Origin of the sequence: Butyricimonas synergistica DSM 23225, from assembly GCF_000379665.1 — a bacterium.
Taxonomy (GTDB): domain Bacteria; phylum Bacteroidota; class Bacteroidia; order Bacteroidales; family Marinifilaceae; genus Butyricimonas; species Butyricimonas synergistica.
Map to the genome: position 1 here is coordinate 224,170 of NZ_KB903360.1, position 15,638 is coordinate 239,807.

Annotated in this window: 19 protein-coding genes and 3 tRNA genes; 2 read left to right on the top strand and 20 right to left on the bottom strand. The window is 45.7% G+C overall.

What is annotated here, in order from left to right; all coding sequences use genetic code 11:
* Positions 1–39: 39 nt before the first annotated feature.
* The 10 genes from A3CY_RS0109340 to A3CY_RS0109385 all read right to left on the bottom strand — a co-directional run bounded on the left by A3CY_RS0109340 (position 40) and on the right by A3CY_RS0109385 (position 5,602).
* Positions 40–711 (bottom strand): inorganic pyrophosphatase, encoded by a 672-nt coding sequence (locus A3CY_RS0109340; RefSeq protein WP_018337647.1) that lies wholly within the window; start codon positions 709–711, stop codon positions 40–42.
* Between the two features lie 45 nt (positions 712–756).
* Positions 757–1,332, bottom strand: a complete 576-nt coding sequence (lpcA, locus tag A3CY_RS0109345) for a D-sedoheptulose 7-phosphate isomerase (protein WP_018337648.1) — start codon at positions 1,330–1,332, stop codon at positions 757–759.
* Positions 1,333–1,355: 23 nt separating this feature from the next.
* Positions 1,356–2,300 (bottom strand): LysR substrate-binding domain-containing protein, encoded by a 945-nt coding sequence (locus tag A3CY_RS0109350; protein WP_018337649.1) that lies wholly within the window; start codon positions 2,298–2,300, stop codon positions 1,356–1,358.
* Positions 2,301–2,309: 9 nt separating this feature from the next.
* Positions 2,310–3,452 carry a molecular chaperone DnaJ gene (gene dnaJ, locus A3CY_RS0109355; protein ID WP_018337650.1) on the bottom strand — a complete coding sequence of 381 codons (1,143 nt, stop codon included), beginning with the start codon at positions 3,450–3,452 and terminating at the stop codon, positions 2,310–2,312.
* 17 nt (positions 3,453–3,469) lie between these two features.
* Complete coding sequence (locus tag A3CY_RS0109360) at positions 3,470–4,030, bottom strand: nucleotide exchange factor GrpE (protein ID WP_018337651.1); 561 nt, start codon at positions 4,028–4,030, stop codon at positions 3,470–3,472.
* Between the two features lie 187 nt (positions 4,031–4,217).
* Positions 4,218–4,913, bottom strand: coding sequence for a RadC family protein (gene radC / locus A3CY_RS0109365; protein ID WP_018337652.1), 696 nt, complete (start codon positions 4,911–4,913; stop codon positions 4,218–4,220).
* Between the two features lie 142 nt (positions 4,914–5,055).
* On the bottom strand, positions 5,056–5,307 hold the full coding sequence (rpsT, locus tag A3CY_RS0109370) for a 30S ribosomal protein S20 (protein ID WP_018337653.1): 252 nt from the start codon (positions 5,305–5,307) through the stop codon (positions 5,056–5,058).
* Between the two features lie 28 nt (positions 5,308–5,335).
* A tRNA-Glu gene (locus A3CY_RS0109375) sits at positions 5,336–5,407 on the bottom strand.
* 23 nt (positions 5,408–5,430) lie between these two features.
* Positions 5,431–5,502 (bottom strand) — tRNA-Glu (locus tag A3CY_RS0109380).
* Positions 5,503–5,527: 25 nt separating this feature from the next.
* Positions 5,528–5,602 (bottom strand) — tRNA-Glu (locus A3CY_RS0109385).
* A gap of 271 nt (positions 5,603–5,873) precedes the next feature.
* Here A3CY_RS0109385 and rsmI point away from each other — a divergent pair.
* Positions 5,874–6,569, top strand: a complete 696-nt coding sequence (rsmI, locus tag A3CY_RS0109390) for a 16S rRNA (cytidine(1402)-2'-O)-methyltransferase (RefSeq protein WP_026207490.1) — start codon at positions 5,874–5,876, stop codon at positions 6,567–6,569.
* Between the two features lie 69 nt (positions 6,570–6,638).
* On the opposite strand, the gene A3CY_RS22940 is transcribed toward rsmI, so the two are convergent.
* From A3CY_RS22940 to eno, 3 genes are all read right to left on the bottom strand, one after another.
* On the bottom strand, positions 6,639–6,836 hold the full coding sequence (locus tag A3CY_RS22940) for a hypothetical protein (protein ID WP_155828252.1): 198 nt from the start codon (positions 6,834–6,836) through the stop codon (positions 6,639–6,641).
* Positions 6,837–7,199: 363 nt separating this feature from the next.
* Positions 7,200–7,853, bottom strand: coding sequence for an aquaporin (locus A3CY_RS0109395; RefSeq protein WP_026207491.1), 654 nt, complete (start codon positions 7,851–7,853; stop codon positions 7,200–7,202).
* Between the two features lie 172 nt (positions 7,854–8,025).
* Positions 8,026–9,309 carry a phosphopyruvate hydratase gene (gene eno, locus A3CY_RS0109400; protein WP_018337656.1) on the bottom strand — a complete coding sequence of 428 codons (1,284 nt, stop codon included), beginning with the start codon at positions 9,307–9,309 and terminating at the stop codon, positions 8,026–8,028.
* 384 nt (positions 9,310–9,693) lie between these two features.
* Between eno and A3CY_RS0109405 the strand changes: the two genes are divergently transcribed.
* Positions 9,694–12,168: a TonB-dependent receptor domain-containing protein gene (locus tag A3CY_RS0109405; RefSeq protein WP_026207492.1), complete on the top strand. Its 2,475-nt coding sequence runs from the start codon at positions 9,694–9,696 to the stop codon at positions 12,166–12,168.
* A gap of 66 nt (positions 12,169–12,234) precedes the next feature.
* Here the strand turns inward: A3CY_RS0109405 and rplQ are convergent, their stop codons facing one another.
* The 7 genes from rplQ to infA are packed head-to-tail and all read right to left on the bottom strand — an operon-like array spanning position 12,235 to position 15,592.
* Complete coding sequence (gene rplQ / locus A3CY_RS0109410) at positions 12,235–12,765, bottom strand: 50S ribosomal protein L17 (RefSeq protein WP_026207493.1); 531 nt, start codon at positions 12,763–12,765, stop codon at positions 12,235–12,237.
* A 5-nt stretch (positions 12,766–12,770) separates the two neighbouring features.
* On the bottom strand, positions 12,771–13,763 hold the full coding sequence (locus A3CY_RS0109415) for a DNA-directed RNA polymerase subunit alpha (protein ID WP_018337659.1): 993 nt from the start codon (positions 13,761–13,763) through the stop codon (positions 12,771–12,773).
* Between the two features lie 16 nt (positions 13,764–13,779).
* Positions 13,780–14,388, bottom strand: coding sequence for a 30S ribosomal protein S4 (gene rpsD, locus A3CY_RS0109420; RefSeq protein WP_018337660.1), 609 nt, complete (start codon positions 14,386–14,388; stop codon positions 13,780–13,782).
* A 36-nt stretch (positions 14,389–14,424) separates the two neighbouring features.
* Complete coding sequence (rpsK, locus tag A3CY_RS0109425) at positions 14,425–14,814, bottom strand: 30S ribosomal protein S11 (RefSeq protein WP_018337661.1); 390 nt, start codon at positions 14,812–14,814, stop codon at positions 14,425–14,427.
* Positions 14,815–14,832: 18 nt separating this feature from the next.
* Positions 14,833–15,210 carry a 30S ribosomal protein S13 gene (gene rpsM / locus A3CY_RS0109430; RefSeq protein ID WP_018337662.1) on the bottom strand — a complete coding sequence of 126 codons (378 nt, stop codon included), beginning with the start codon at positions 15,208–15,210 and terminating at the stop codon, positions 14,833–14,835.
* 32 nt (positions 15,211–15,242) lie between these two features.
* Positions 15,243–15,359: a 50S ribosomal protein L36 gene (rpmJ, locus tag A3CY_RS20690; protein ID WP_018337663.1), complete on the bottom strand. Its 117-nt coding sequence runs from the start codon at positions 15,357–15,359 to the stop codon at positions 15,243–15,245.
* A gap of 11 nt (positions 15,360–15,370) precedes the next feature.
* Positions 15,371–15,592: a translation initiation factor IF-1 gene (gene infA / locus A3CY_RS0109435; protein ID WP_018337664.1), complete on the bottom strand. Its 222-nt coding sequence runs from the start codon at positions 15,590–15,592 to the stop codon at positions 15,371–15,373.
* Positions 15,593–15,638 lie beyond the last annotated feature (46 nt).

The following is a 15,638-nucleotide window of genomic DNA, read 5'->3' on the forward strand; positions in this document are numbered from 1 at the left end:
TCACGGAATCATACAATCGTCAATCACGGAATCATTCATTTACACTCTACTCAAAATATCTTCCAGTCCCTGGAAGTGGTTCTTGTAGTCCTCCGCACTTCTACGGATGACCTCGTAGGCTTCTTCCTTATTATACACGTGGGTAATTTCCGTACGGCGTTCTTCGCCGGGAAGATCCTTGTAAGTCAGGAAATAGTGCCTTAAGCGATCGATCACCACGTGAGGTAACTCGGATATATCGTTGTAGATACTGTACGTTGCATCGTGCTTCAACACGGCGATAATCTTATCGTCCGCCTCATTCTTGTCCAGCATACGGAATCCCCCGATCGGACGCACCTCCGCGATAATATCCCCGTGGGATATCGTTTTTTCCGTCAACACACAAATATCCAGCGGGTCACCATCCCCATGAATATCCGCCCGTTGGGTCTGCTCCATACAATAATCTGCCACTAGATCCCCGCAATACGTCTGCGGTAAAAAACCGTACAATGCCGGAACCACGTTTGAATACTTCTGCGGACGGTCGATCTTGATATAGCCGCTCACCTTATCCAATTCATACTTCACCGTGTCCGTCGGCACCATCTCGATAAACGCGGTCACAACAGCAGGAGCATCCTCGCCGATATCTATCCCATGCCACGGGTGTGACTTGTACCTCAACCCCATCAACCGCGCAATAGGGTCATTAATTTTGTTTCCCATAACTATTTCGTTTTAAAACCATGTTATTATACACCTCAATAATATCTACTCTGCAAACAAATGCAGCTCGATTTGTTCTATCAAAATATGAATCACTTTAATATGAATCTCCTGTATCCGGTCGGAATACCCGTTCCATGGGACACAAATATTCACATCGCACAAGTTCTTCATCTGTCCCCCGTCTTTTCCCGTCAGACCGATCACTACCATTCCCCGCTCATGTGCGGCATTCACGGCATTCACCACGTTAGCAGAATTGCCGGACGTGCTGATCGCCAGCAAAACATCCCCGGCTTTCCCGTGTGCCTCCACGTAACGGGAGAACACGTGGTCGAAACCGAAATCATTCGCCACACAAGTCAGATGAGTGGGGTCAGAAATAGCCACAGCAGGCAATGCCGGGCGGTCTCCCCTGAAACGTCCGGTAAGTTCTTCCGCGAAATGCATGGCGTCACTCATGGAACCACCATTCCCGCAGCTAATCACTTTACCTCCGCTTTTCAGAACCCGGGATAATATCTCGGCTGCCAACCCAACCTGTTTCAACTTCTCGTCATCTGCTACAAAATCTGCCAACACCTGCTGCGCCTCTAAAAAACTTTTCTTGATACTATCCATTTTCTTAGGGTATTACGTTTATCTTATTTTTTCCATTCGACAATTCTTCCCCTCTCTTTCTTTAACATTCCCGGGGGAACAACCTGTTTAATATCCTCGCAAAGCAGGTTTATCAGCTTCTGCTTCGTGAAATAACGGGAATAGATCACGCTGACCTCCCGCAGCGGCTTATAGGTCGTGAACGAACGGACTTGCTTTTTCTTTTCTTCCGTCATGTACAACAATGCCAGCTCCGGGATCAAGGTAAAACCACCTTCCCGGTCTACGATCTTCATCAAAGTTTCCAGCGAATTGCTCTCGAAATCAAAAGGCAGATTCTTGTGTTGCGTATCATGCATCTCGCACAGGTTCACCACCTGGTCGCGGAAACAATGCCCGTCCCCCAGCATCCATATTTCGGGAGTTGCAATATCTTGTATTTCTACGTCCTTTTTCCTCAAAAGTTCATGACTGGGGTGAGCGTATATCATCATCTCCTCGTAAAAAATCGGACGCTCCACGATCTTCTCGTCATGGAAAGGAGTTACAAAAATCCCCGCATCCAACGTGTCCCGCTTCAACCGCTGAATGATCTCTTCCGACACCAATTCCTCCACCTCCACCTTCACAGCGGGATAACGACGGATATAATCCCCTATAAAAATAGGCAACAAATAGGGTGCTAACGTGGGAATAATTCCGATCTTCAAAGAACCCGCGACCTCTAGCTTCTCCTCGTTTATAATTTCCTTCATCCTTTGTGTTGAAGCCAACACCGTCCGAGCCTGAGCGATCAGTTTAGCCCCGATATCCGTGGGCACCACCGGTTGCCGACTCCTATCGAAAATGATTACACCGAGATCGTCTTCAAGTTTTTTGATTTGCATACTTAATGTCGGCTGTGTCACGAAACACTTGTCTGCGGCAGTAGCGAAATGCCTGTACTCGTCAACGGCTACGATATATTCCAGTTGTGTCAGTGTAATCATAAATTTGCATTAATCAAAAAAATCCTTCATCTTGGAAAAAATACTTTTCTTGTCATTATTTCCGGGCTTGAACCCCTCCGTGTCCTTCATCTTCTCCACCAGCTTCTTCGCGTCTTTTGACAAGTTCTTAGGTATCCATACATTTACTTTTGCCAGCAAATCGCCTTTCCCGTACCCGTTCACGTCCGGCAATCCTTTTCTGCGCAAACGCAATATCTTGCCCGGCTGAGTCCCCGGCTCAATCTTCACTTTCACCTTGCCCTCGATCGTCGGTATCTCTACCGTATCGCCCAGCACGGCTTCCGGATAACCGATAAACACGTTATAGAGCAAGTCATTGCCGTCCCTCACCAAGTCCGGGTGTTCCTCTTCCTCCACCAGCACGATCAAATCACCGTTCACGCCACCCCGCCGGGCAGCGTTACCTTTACCGCTCAACGACAATTGCATCCCTTCCGCTACCCCGGCAGGAATATTGATCGTGATGACTTCCTCTGCCATCAGCACGCCTTCTCCGTTACAAAAAGTACACTTCTCGTTGATAATCTTCCCTTCGCCCTCGCAAGTCGGGCAAGTCGATGTCGTCTGCATAGCTCCCAGTATCGTGTTCTGCACACGGGTCACCTGTCCCGAACCGTGACAGGTCGAACACGTGGAGAAAGACTTCCCGTCCTTCGCTCCCGTGCCGTTACAATGTTGGCAAGCCACGTATTTTTTTACTTTGATCTTCTTCTCAACCCCGGCTGCGACCTCTTGCAAGTCCAACTTTACCTTCACTCGCAAATTAGTACCCCGGTTCACCCGGCGGGCTGTACGTCCCCCTCCGCCGAAGCCACTAAAACCTCCGAAGCCGCCAAAGATATCTCCAAAGTGAGAGAAGATATCATCCATGCTCATGCCTCCGCCGAAACCGCCTTGCCCCGCTCCGCCCATTCCGGCGTGCCCAAACTGGTCGTAACGGCGTCTTTTATCGTCATTGCTCAACACGTCATACGCCTCGGCTGCTTCTTTGAATTTCTCCTCCGCCTCTTTATCGCCCGGGTTCTTATCCGGGTGATACTTCAATGCCAATTTACGGTACGCTTTCTTTATTTCAGTAGCATCGGCATTTTTAGACACGCCCAACACTTCATAATAATCTCTCTTTTCCATTACCACGCCATCTTAAATTATTCGCCAACAACCACTTTCGCAAAACGCATCACCTTATCGTTCAAGTAATATCCTTTCTCGATACAATCCAACACTTTTCCTTTCAACTCGGGAGCCGGAGCCGGAATCGTCGTCACCGCCTCGTGAATATCCGTGTCAAAGTCTGCATTCTCCGTCTCGATCTCCTTTACCCCGTTTTGTGTCAGGAATGTCTTGAAATTCGCGTATATCAAATCAACCCCTTCTTTCAGGGCAGCCACATCCTTCGTCATACTTATACTTTTCAAAGCTCTCTCGAAGTTATCCACCACGGGCAAAATATTAGTCAGTATCTGCTCCCCGGCACTCTTCGTCAATTCCATTTTCTCCTTCAAAGTACGCTTCCGATAATTGTCGAACTCGGCAGACAACCGCAGATACTTGTCATTCATCTCTACCAGCTTCTGACCCAATTCTTCCAGCTGATTCCCCTCCTTTTTAGAAGATTTATCCTTGTGAGATTTTTCTTCCGCCTCTTTCTCAACATTCTGTGACTCTTCCAGTTCTTCCTCGCGAGTCGCTTTCTTCTCTTCTGACATATCGTATATATTTTTTATGAATAAACATTTTAAGCTACTTTTTCTAAGCAAAATCCCTGCCAACAGTCAATATGCCACATTGACAAACAAAACGAATGTCAATGTGGCACAATATGCTGCCACAAAGATACAACAATTAAGTGATTTACACCCTCAATCCAAAATCTAAAATCATCAAATCTAAAATTCACAACGTTCCATGATCCGCAAAACTGTAATACCGGTCAGGACATACAATGATATGGTCCAACAGGACAATATCCAACAGCTTTCCAGCTTCCTGCACCTTTTTCGTCAAAGCGACATCCTGTGAACTCGGGCGATTATTGCCGCTAGGGTGGTTGTGGGCGATGACGATAGAGCAGGCTTTGGATTCCAGCACTTTTCGGAACACCATCCGGATATCGATAATCGTGTTTTCCATGCCTCCCGAGAACAACCGCTCGCATGACTTGATCCGGCAAGCACTCGATAGCGTAATCACCCAAAACTCCTCATGATCCAGATCGCCGATCAGCGGTTGCAGGTAATCGTACAAATCCCGGCTCGTCGTCAGCACAGGCTCTTCCCGGGCAGCAGCCAAAGCCCGGCGGCGCCCGATCTCCACGGCAGCAATAATCGATGCGGCTTTTGCCATCCCCACGCCCTTGTAACGGTTCATGAAATCCGTCACGGACAAGCGAGCCAGCACGTTCAGGTCATTATTACAATCGGCAAGGATACGCCGGGCAAGATCGAGGGCGGATTCCCCACCACTTCCCGACCGCAACAGGATTGCCAGCAACTCATTTGTAGAAAGCGTGGCGACACCGTTCGCCAGCATTTTTTCCCGGGGCTTGTCATCTTCCGCCCACGAGGACATCGGGATATATTCTCCAGCCATAATCTTATCTTTATAGCCGGAAAAGTAAACAATTTTCAAGAATAAAAAAAATCTCGAGAATAAATTCTCAAGATTACCCGACACATAAAAACGAAGGTAATGAACCTAGGCTCATTACCTGAATATCTTATGTCTATTACAATTACAGCTTATTCACGTGCAAAGCTAACTTCGACTTCAAGTTGGCAGCCTTATTTTTGTGGATAATGTTTTTCTTCGCAAGCTTATCTAACATAGATGAAACTTTCGGTAACAAATCCGTGGCGGCTTCCTTCTCCGTCAATGCACGTAGCTTTCTAACAGCATTTCTAGCAGTCTTCGCATAGTAGCGATTATGCAATTTTCTTTTTTCAGTCTGCCGTATTCTTTTTTCTGATGATTGATGATTTGCCATCTCTACAAATTAATTTAATTCAACTTTGTAGTCCGTACGGGAATCGAACCCGTGTTACAAGAATGAAAATCTTGCGTCCTAACCCCTAGACGAACGGACCATTAAAAACCACTACCTTCTCGGTAGTCCGTACGGGAATCGAACCCGTGTTACAAGAATGAAAATCTTGCGTCCTAACCCCTAGACGAACGGACCATCGTTAAATCGATTACTATTAGCTTGGTAGTCCGTACGGGAATCGAACCCGTGTTACAAGAATGAGAATCTTGCGTCCTAGCCCCTAGACGAACGGACCATGCTTTGCTTTAGCGGTTGCAAATATACGGCAAATTTCATTCCCACCAAAGAAATCACTATTTTTTTTTCACTAACACACGCTTTTAGCGATAATTACGCCTCCAAAACGCTGAAAATCACACCCAACACGAAAGCAACACCCTATTCCTAAAAGAGAAATATCGTCAAATCATGAATAAAATCATAGATATATTCCTACCTTTGCGGATATTAAATTGTTGAAAATTGAAACCTCACTTTCAATTTTCAACTCTCAATTTTCAATTACTATGGCAAAACTATATCTTATACCCACCCCGGTCGGGAACCTCGAAGACATCACGTTAAGAGCACTCCGTATATTAAAGGAAGTACCTCTCATTCTTGCCGAAGACACCCGCACGTCAGCGAAACTGCTCAAGCACTACGAGATCAGCACGCCGCTACTCTCACACCACAAGTTCAACGAACACCAGCAAGTAAACCGCATTGCCGAACGTATCACTCGGGGAGAAGACGTTGCGCTGATTAGTGACGCGGGCACTCCCGGCATATCTGACCCCGGTTTCCTGCTCGTCCGCACATGCGTGGAACAAGGTATAGAAACTGAATGCCTCCCGGGAGCCACGGCATTCGTGCCCGCCCTCGTCAACTCGGGGCTTCCCTGCGACCGTTTCTGCTTCGAGGGATTCCTGCCCCAGAAAAAAGGGCGCCAGAAAAAACTCATCTCGCTCGCCGAAGAAGACCGCTCCATGATTTTCTACGAGTCCCCCTTCCGCTTGGTTAAAGCCCTGGAACAAATGGCTGAATTTTTCGGGGAAAACCGCCGTGCTTGTGTCGCCCGCGAGATCAGCAAACTATTCGAGGATTTTCAACGCGGCACACTGAAAGAACTCATCACCCACTTCACCGAAACCGGGGTTAAAGGCGAAATCGTCATCGTCGTGGAAGGCAAACCCAAGAAAGAAATGGAGGAAGAAGAATAAAATAAATCGCACGCAACCGCACAAGCAGTTATAAAGAAGAAACCGCCATGAAAATGTGTAGTTTCCTGATTACACCGGGATCTCCCGATAACACCTCAGGACTCCATTATAGGATTCGTCCCACAGGTACATACCGTTTCCGCCGCAGGTATTATAAGATTTACAACGGGCATATTTCCCGACACGTGTCCATTCATGGTTGTGGAAGAGTCGGTACCGCTCGTTCCATACTCTCGTGAAAGCCTCCCGGTAGATATTACCCTGCACGAACGAACGGTTAATATTCGGACAAGCGGAAATTAACCGTTTCTTGCAACCGACAATGTGTATGCAATTCTGAGAGAAGAAACTAAAAACTGAACCAAGCTAGAGACACTTCGTGAGCGGGGAGAAAGCGGCAGCATAAGCTATGCTCTCCCGGAAGACTGGGATACAGCAAAAATCCACACCTATTGCTCCGCAACCACGAAGAATGGCAAGAGCGCTTCTGACTGCAGCAACCTCGTTACCACGTAATGATTCATGGGATAAGGGAAGATGATTTAGGGTTATACCTCTAAAAGGCATCTTGATTTGAGAAGTTTCTAGGGTTATAGCCCTAAAAATTTTTCTCGTTATATCTTCTTGATCTTATTTACATTTTTGGCATTCGAAATACTTCCATACCCCGGCAGCGCAGACAGCACCCAGGAAAGGAGCCACTATGAACAACCACAATTGGCTTAAAGCCTTGCCACCCTCGAATAATGCCGGAGCGATACTTCTCGCGGGGTTGACGGAAGTTCCCGTCACGGGGATACAAACAATATGGATCAGCACTAGTGCAAGACCGATAGCCAGCCCGGCAAACCCGGCGGGAGCAGTGGCACTCGTGGAGCCCAGCACAACCAAAATAAAAATAAAGGTAAAGACAAATTCTGCCACGAAAGCAGGTATCACGTTACCCTCCCCGTACATATTCGCACCCGTTCCTTCCAGCCCCATTCCGGAAGCAATCACGTAAAGAATAGCCGAGCCGATAAGAGCACCGATCACTTGAAACAACATATACATTCCCGCATCCTTCCCGCTCATTCGTCCAGCCCAAAGCACACCTAGCGTGATCGCCGGATTGATATGGCAGCCGGAGATACCACCAATCGTGTAAACCATTGCCAACACGGACAAACCGAACGCGAATGCAATCCCGAGGAAACCTATTTCACTTCCAGCAATTACCGCACTTCCACATCCCATAAGTACCAGAACCATCGTTCCGATCATTTCTGCTAAATACTTTTTCATAATTCTTACTATTTAGATAAATTGTACATTTAGATGACAAGTTTAAGCAAAATATCTTTCCCTTATTCACATCCGCCATTATTTTTCACTATACCGAATGACAAGTCAAGCGACAAAACAAGAAAAGGTGCCCTTCACTAGGGCACCTTCACTTTTCTTTATAACTCACTATTTACTTCGAGAATTTTCGACCGTGGAATTGAGCGTTATCCCCTAATTCCTCTTCGATACGAAGCAATTGATTGTATTTTGCCATACGATCGGAACGGCTCAAAGAACCCGTTTTAATCTGACCGGAATTCGTGGCAACAGCGATGTCGGCAATCGTCGCATCTTCCGTTTCACCGGAACGATGTGAAGTCACTGACGTGTAGCCTGCACGATGAGCCATATCGATGGCATCCAACGTCTCAGTTAAAGTACCGATCTGGTTCACTTTAATCAAAATCGAGTTGGCACAGCCCATCTCAATACCTTTCTTCAAATACTGCACGTTGGTCACGAACAAATCGTCACCCACCAACTGGCAACGGTCACCGATACGCTGGGTCAGCAATTGCCAGCCTTCCCAATCGTTCTCGCTCATTCCGTCCTCAATAGAATCGATCGGGTAGCGGGAAATCAGTTCCTCAAGATAAGCCACCTGTTCAGCCGAAGAACGTTTGGCACCTGTCGCACCCTCGAACTTAGAATAGTCGTAAATACCATCCTTGTAGAACTCGGAAGAAGCGCAATCCAAACCGATCATCACGTCCTCTCCTGCCTTGTAACCAGCAGCCTCAATAGCTTTTATGATAGACTCCAACACATCTTCAGTTCCATTCAAAGCAGGAGCGAAACCACCCTCGTCGCCAACAGCGGTACTCAATCCCCGGTCATGAAGCACTTTCTTCAGACTGTGGAATACTTCAGCTCCCATACGCAATGCCTCACGGAAAGACTCTGCCCCCACGGGACGAATCATGAATTCCTGAAAAGCGATTGGAGCATCAGAATGCGATCCCCCGTTAATGATATTCATCATCGGCACCGGCAAAACTTTAGCATTCACTCCGCCGATGTAACGATACAATGGCATTTCCAACGCATTAGCGGCAGCCTTGGCACAAGCCAAAGAAACACCTAACAAAGCGTTCGCCCCCAAGTTACTCTTGGTCGGGGTGCCGTCGAGTTCAAGCAATACCCGGTCGATGCCGACTTGGTCGGTAACTTCCATACCCAGCAAGGCGTCGGCAATCACCGTGTTTACATTGTTCACGGCTTTAGTCACTCCCTTGCCTCCATATCTTTTTTTGTCTCCGTCACGCAATTCCAATGCCTCATGCTCTCCGGTGGATGCACCCGACGGCACAGCTGCACGTCCCATCGCTCCACATTCCAAAAGAACATCTACTTCTACTGTCGGATTTCCCCTGGAATCCAACACTTCTCTTCCGATAACTTCAGTAATATACATTCTCTTTTTACTTTAAAAAGTTGGTAAATAAATTGTTGTGACTAAGGTACGTAAAACAAACGGAAAAGTCACATGAATTCGTTTATAAAGTTTTTTAAAGTTTATAAACAAAACGAGCGGAGGCGATTCATTTTAGATTTTACCGATTCTGTGATTAAAGAATCACCTAATCGGCAATCATTAAATCACAGAATCGATAAACCTTTTCTCATTATATTTGTCTTATTGTACGAAGATTCGACTTTAGCCCATAAAGTTTGACAAGGTCAATTAAATTGTGAAGGCAGATATTAAATTACCGTAAACAAAGCACCTGTAAGGTCTATGGCTTTATAGACGGCTATCGGCTCTTCGATGGAATGTTCAAAATTGTGTATGAAGTGTATGAGTAAAATGAAAGATGCTATTTTAGTCATCTTCCTGATCTTGTTGAGTACCGCAGGATTCTCCCAATCCGGGCAAACGGGAAACATCAAGGGGAAGATCATCGACGCTAAAACAAAAGAAGCCCTAGAGTTTGTAAACGTTAGTATCCGGACAAAGGATAAAAAGACATTGGTCACGGGAACAGTGACCGACTCCACCGGAGTGTTCCACCTGAGCAGGATTAAAAACGGGACTTATATTCTCGTGGCGTCGTATATCGGGTATCGTACCCTGGAGAAAGAAATCACGATCTCGCCGAAAGAAAGAAACATCAACCTGAGGAATATTCCCATGGAGGAAGACTCCCAAGCGATCAATGAAGTGCAGGTCATCGGGCAACGGGCACAAATGAGGTTCGAGATCGACAAAAAGGTATTCGACGTGGCTTCCAATATCTCACAAGCAGGCGGTTCGGCAAGTGACATTCTCGGCAACATCCCTTCCGTGGAGGTGGATAACGAGGGGGAAATATCCCTACGGGGCAATTCCAGCGTGACGATTTGGATAAACGGGAAAGCATCAGGGCTAACGGCAGACAACCAAGCGCAAATACTAGAACAAATCCCCGCGGAAAGCATCGAACGAATAGAATTAATCACGAACCCCTCCGCCAAATTCAGCCCGGAAGGGACATCCGGCATCATCAACATTATTCTAAAAAAAGACCGGAAAGCAGGATATTACGGGGGTATCCAAACGGGGGCAGACACGCAGGGAGGCTACAACGCCAGCGCCAGTATAAATTACAATACCGGAAAAGTAGAAAGCTATCTAAACGCCGGATACCGGAAAAGAAAATCGGAAGGCGAGGATAACACCAATCGGATAAACACGGACGAAGCGGGGAATGCCGTTTCCTACCTGAATCAAAAAGGAAAAAGCGACCGTAACGGCGGATCGGTCTTTGCCCGAGCGGGAGTCACGTATCATTTTACCCAAGCCGACCGCTTGAGCCTGGAAGCATTCGTACATCTCGGAAACCGGAAATCAGACAACACGATTCGCTACGAAAGTGACGTTCCGAAATCTTTCACCACGAGCGAACGGCTGACACATTCAAAAAACACCTCGAACGGCAGTAACATCAATTTGGACTACAAGCACGAGTTCAGCAAAACGAGTAACTTCACCGCCCGTTTTTCATGGGATTTGTGGGAATCCGACGGCACGGACACGTACAAGCAACATTCGTTCTACACGGGAAACCGAGAAACTTCTTCCTGGCAAAAGCAAAAAAGTGACAACCGTACCCAATCCTGGGAACTTCAAGCCGATTACGTGAACGAATTCACCGAAGACAGTAAAATAGAAGCAGGTTACAAAGGTTCGCTCAGCAACCGGAAGAGTCCCGTGGAAACCTATTCGGGCACGACAGAAGAAACAGCCGTCCTGGATGAACTATTATTCAATAAATATATCTATAACCAGAATATCCACGCCCTTTATGCCACCTACTCGACCAAACTAAACCAGTTCGGGATACAAGCCGGACTGCGAGGTGAATACACGGCAACAGAAACCAAATCACTGGGCTACGGGCAACGCCAAAGCGACGTAAAACCTTATAAAGACGATTACTTCAGCCTGTTCCCCTGCTTGTTCCTCTCGTACAGTCTTCCGGGAAACAACGAAGTGCAAGTAAACTATACTCGCCGTATTTCCCGTCCCCGGGGATGGCAGCTGAACCCGTTCGTGAACATGACGGACTCCCTCAACATCTCGTACGGAAACCCGTACCTCGATCCGGAATTCTCCAATTCCTTCGAGGTGAATTATATCAAGAACTGGGAGAAACACACGCTGTCGCTATCGGCATACTACCGGAACACGGACGATGTTATCCAGCGCATCCGGTACCGCGAGAGCGATGTCATGAAAAGCACTTCTGCCAATATCACCCGGTCGTCGTCCACCGGAGCCGAAATTGTAGCAAAGAACAAGTTTTTCAACTTCTTGGATATTACCACCACGATGAACCTGTATTACAATAAACTGGACGGATTCTCGTACACGCCGGAGGGGAGCAACACCCCGGTAACTGGCGAAAAGGATGACAACTTCTCCTGGAATGCCAAAATGATCGCGAATGCCATGCTTCCTTACGCAATTTCCTTACAAGCGACCGGTAACTACAATTCCCGGCGAATCATCGCCCAAGGACATCGTAAATCCAATTACAGCATAGATCTGGGAGCCCGGAAATCGTTCTTCAACCGGAAAGTCACTTTCAGCGTGAACGTGCAAGATATACTCAATTCCCGTAATTGGCACAGCGTCACCTCGGGCAGCGGATTCCGGCAAGACAGCGACAGCATGAGAAAAGGACAGGTATTCCGCTTCGCCCTAAGCTACAACTTCGGGAATATGAAAGCCACCCCCAAAAAACAACAACGCCAACAAAACGAAATGAATGGAATGGAGGAAGAGTTTTAGTTTACCATTCAGATATAAAAATAACCCCGGAGAGAATCCGGGGTTATTTTTATATCTGAACCTAAATTATTCAGCTTTCGGAGCTTCCTCCTCGGTCTTCGGCGCTTCTTCAACCGGAATCTCAGCTACCGGAGTTTCTGCAACCTCAGCCTTAGGAGCTTCTTCCTTCTTGGCAGAAGTAGATCTTCTACGACGAGAAGTTTTCTTCACTTCTTCTTTCTTCACTTCCGTGTAAGTCGTATTGTAATCAACTAACTCAATCATACACATTTCCGCATTATCACCCAAACGGTTACCTAATTTCAAAATACGGGTATAACCTCCTGGACGGTTAGCGATCTTCTCCGCAATATCACCGAACATCTCAGCAACAACCTCCTTACGACGAAGATAAGAGAACACGGTTCTTCTAGAGTGAGTCGTGTCGTTTTTGGCTTTAGTCAAAAGCGGCTCAACATAGACCTTTAGGGCCTTAGCCTTAGCTAGTGTCGTTTGGATTCTCTTGTGAAGAATCAAAGAACAAGCCATGTTAGAAAGCAACGCATGTCTGTGCGAGCTAGTTCTACCTAAATGGTTAATTTTCTTATTATGTCTCATCTTACTTATTCTTTGTCTAATTTATACTTGGCAACATCCATACCGAATTCGAGGCTATTGTTTTCCAAAAGGGCTTCCAACTCAGTCAAGGACTTCTTACCGAAGTTTCTAAACTTCAACAAGTCGTTCTTGTTAAATTGAACAAGCTCTCCTAAAGTTTCCACTTCAGCTGACTTCAAACAATTAAGCGCACGTACGGAAAGATCCATGTCCACTAATTTAGTCTTCAGCAACTGACGCATATGCAATACCTCTTCATCGAACTCTTCGTTTCCATATTTATCCTCTGTCTCAAGAGTAATCTTCTCGTCAGAGAACAACATGAAGTGATGGATCAAAATTTTAGCCGCCTCTTTCAACGCATCTGTCGGGTTGATAGAACCGTCGGTTTCGATCTCGAACACCAAACGCTCATAGTCGGTCTTACCCTCCACACGGTAGTTCTCAATTTCGTATTTCACGTTCTTGATAGGCGTGTAAATAGCATCAATAGGAATTACCCCAACTTCCGCATCTGCAGGCATATTCTCTGAAGCAGGAACATAACCTCGCCCTTTTTGGATAGTCAATTCTATCTCGAGGGTAGTGGCTGTATCCATGTTACAGATTACCAACTCCGGATTCAAAACTTCAAAGCTCTTCAAGAACTGGTTCATATCACCGGCAGTAAACGTTTCTTGTCCAGAAACGACAACAGTCAGCTTCTCAAACTCCACGTCCTCCACTTTTCTTTTCAACCGAACCTGTTTCAAGTTCAGAATAATCTCAGTCACATCTTCGATGACCCCCGAGATCGTAGCGAACTCATGATCTACACCTTGAATTTTAATACCGGTAATCGCAAAGCCTTCCAAAGAAGACAACAAGATTCTGCGTAGTGGATTACCAATAGTGATGCCGTAACCTGGCTCCAACGGGCGGAATTCGAATTTACCGAATCTGTCCGTTGATTCAAGCATGATTACTTTGTCCGGTTTCTGGAAAGCTAATATTGCCATATATATTTTTATTTTACTACTTAGAATATAACTCTACGATTAACTGCTCTTTAATGCTCTCCGGGATATCTGATCTTTCCGGTACATTAAGTAGTTTTCCACTCATAGCAGAAGCATCCCACTCTAACCAAGAGTATCTGCTACTTCTACTGCCTCTCAGTGATTCGTTAATCACTTCCAAAGCTTTAGATTTCTCTCTCACGGCAACAACATCTCCCGGACGAACATGACATGACGGGATGTTACATACGTGACCGTTAATAGTGATATGTCTGTGAGATACATACTGACGAGCAGCTGCACGCGTAGGAGCAATACCTAAACGATAAACTACGTTGTCCAAACGACATTCCAACAATTGAAGTAATACTTCACCGGTAACGCCTTTGCTGCTTTCAGCTTTCTCAAACAAGATACGGAATTGTCTTTCCAACAAACCGTAAGTATATTTGGCTTTTTGTTTTTCTTTCAACTGAGTTCCGTACTCGGAAATCTTCTTTCTACGGTGAGCTATTCCGTGTTGTCCAGGAGGATAGTTACGACGTTCTAACGCTTTATCCGGTCCAAAAATGGGCTCACCAAACTTTCTTGCTATCCTAGACTTAGGTCCTGTATATCTAGCCATTTCTATTTGATTTTAAAAATTACACCCAATATTTAATTATACTCTTCTCCGTTTCGGAGGACGACATCCATTGTGCGGAAGTGGCGTAACGTCAACGATCTCGGCAACTTCGATACCGCAAGCGTGGATTGCACGGATTGCAGACTCTCTACCGTTACCCGGTCCTTTAACATATACCTTAACTTTTCTCATTCCCAAATCGAAAGCAACTTTACCACAATCGGTAGCTGCGGTCTGGGCTGCATAAGGGGTGTTTTTCTTTGATCCTCTAAATCCCATCTTACCTGCTGATGACCAAGAGATAACTTGTCCGTTAGCGTTAGTCATAGAGACAATGATGTTATTAAAAGATGAATGAACGTGTGCTTGTCCCACGGCTTCTACTTTAACTAGCCGTTTCTTGTTAGATGTAGACTTCTTTGCCATAATTCAATCTCTTATCAATTATTTAGTTGCTTTCTTCTTGTTAGCAACAGTTTTCTTCTTACCCTTTCTCGTACGGGCATTGTTCTTCGTACTTTGTCCTCTTACGGGAAGACCAAGACGATGTCTGATTCCTCTGTAACAACCGATATCCATCAGTCGTTTGATGTTCATTTGAACGGATGTTCTCAATTCTCCTTCTACTTTGTACCCATCATTGATGACCTTACGTACAGCAGCTAATTGATCGTCATTCCAGTCCTTTACCTTAGTGTCAAAATCGATGCCAGCCTTTTCTAAAATGGTCCTGGCACTACTTCTACCTATACCGAAGATATAGGTCAGAGCTATTTCCCCTCTTTTGTTGGAGGGCAAATCTACACCAACGATTCTTGCCATAAAACTCTTTTACGTTTTTACTTAATTAATAATCAACCCTGACGTTGTTTAAATTTCGGGTTCTTCTTGCAAATGACGAATAAAACGCCCTTTCTTCTTACAATCTTGCAATCAGCACTACGCTTCTTGACAGATGCTCTTACTTTCATTGCTCTACAATTTAATTTTTATATCTGAATGTTATCCTACCTTTCGTGAGATCGTAAGGGGACATATCCACTCTCACTTTGTCTCCCGGAAGTATCTTTATATAGTGCATCCGCATCTTTCCTGAAATATGAGCCGTTATAATATGCCCGTTTTCCAATTCGACACGAAACATAGCATTCGACAATGCTTCCGTTATCACTCCATCTTGCTCTATTGAAGGCTGTTTCGCCATAATTCAATTTTAGATTTTACGATTTTAGATTTTAAACCAGGTATTC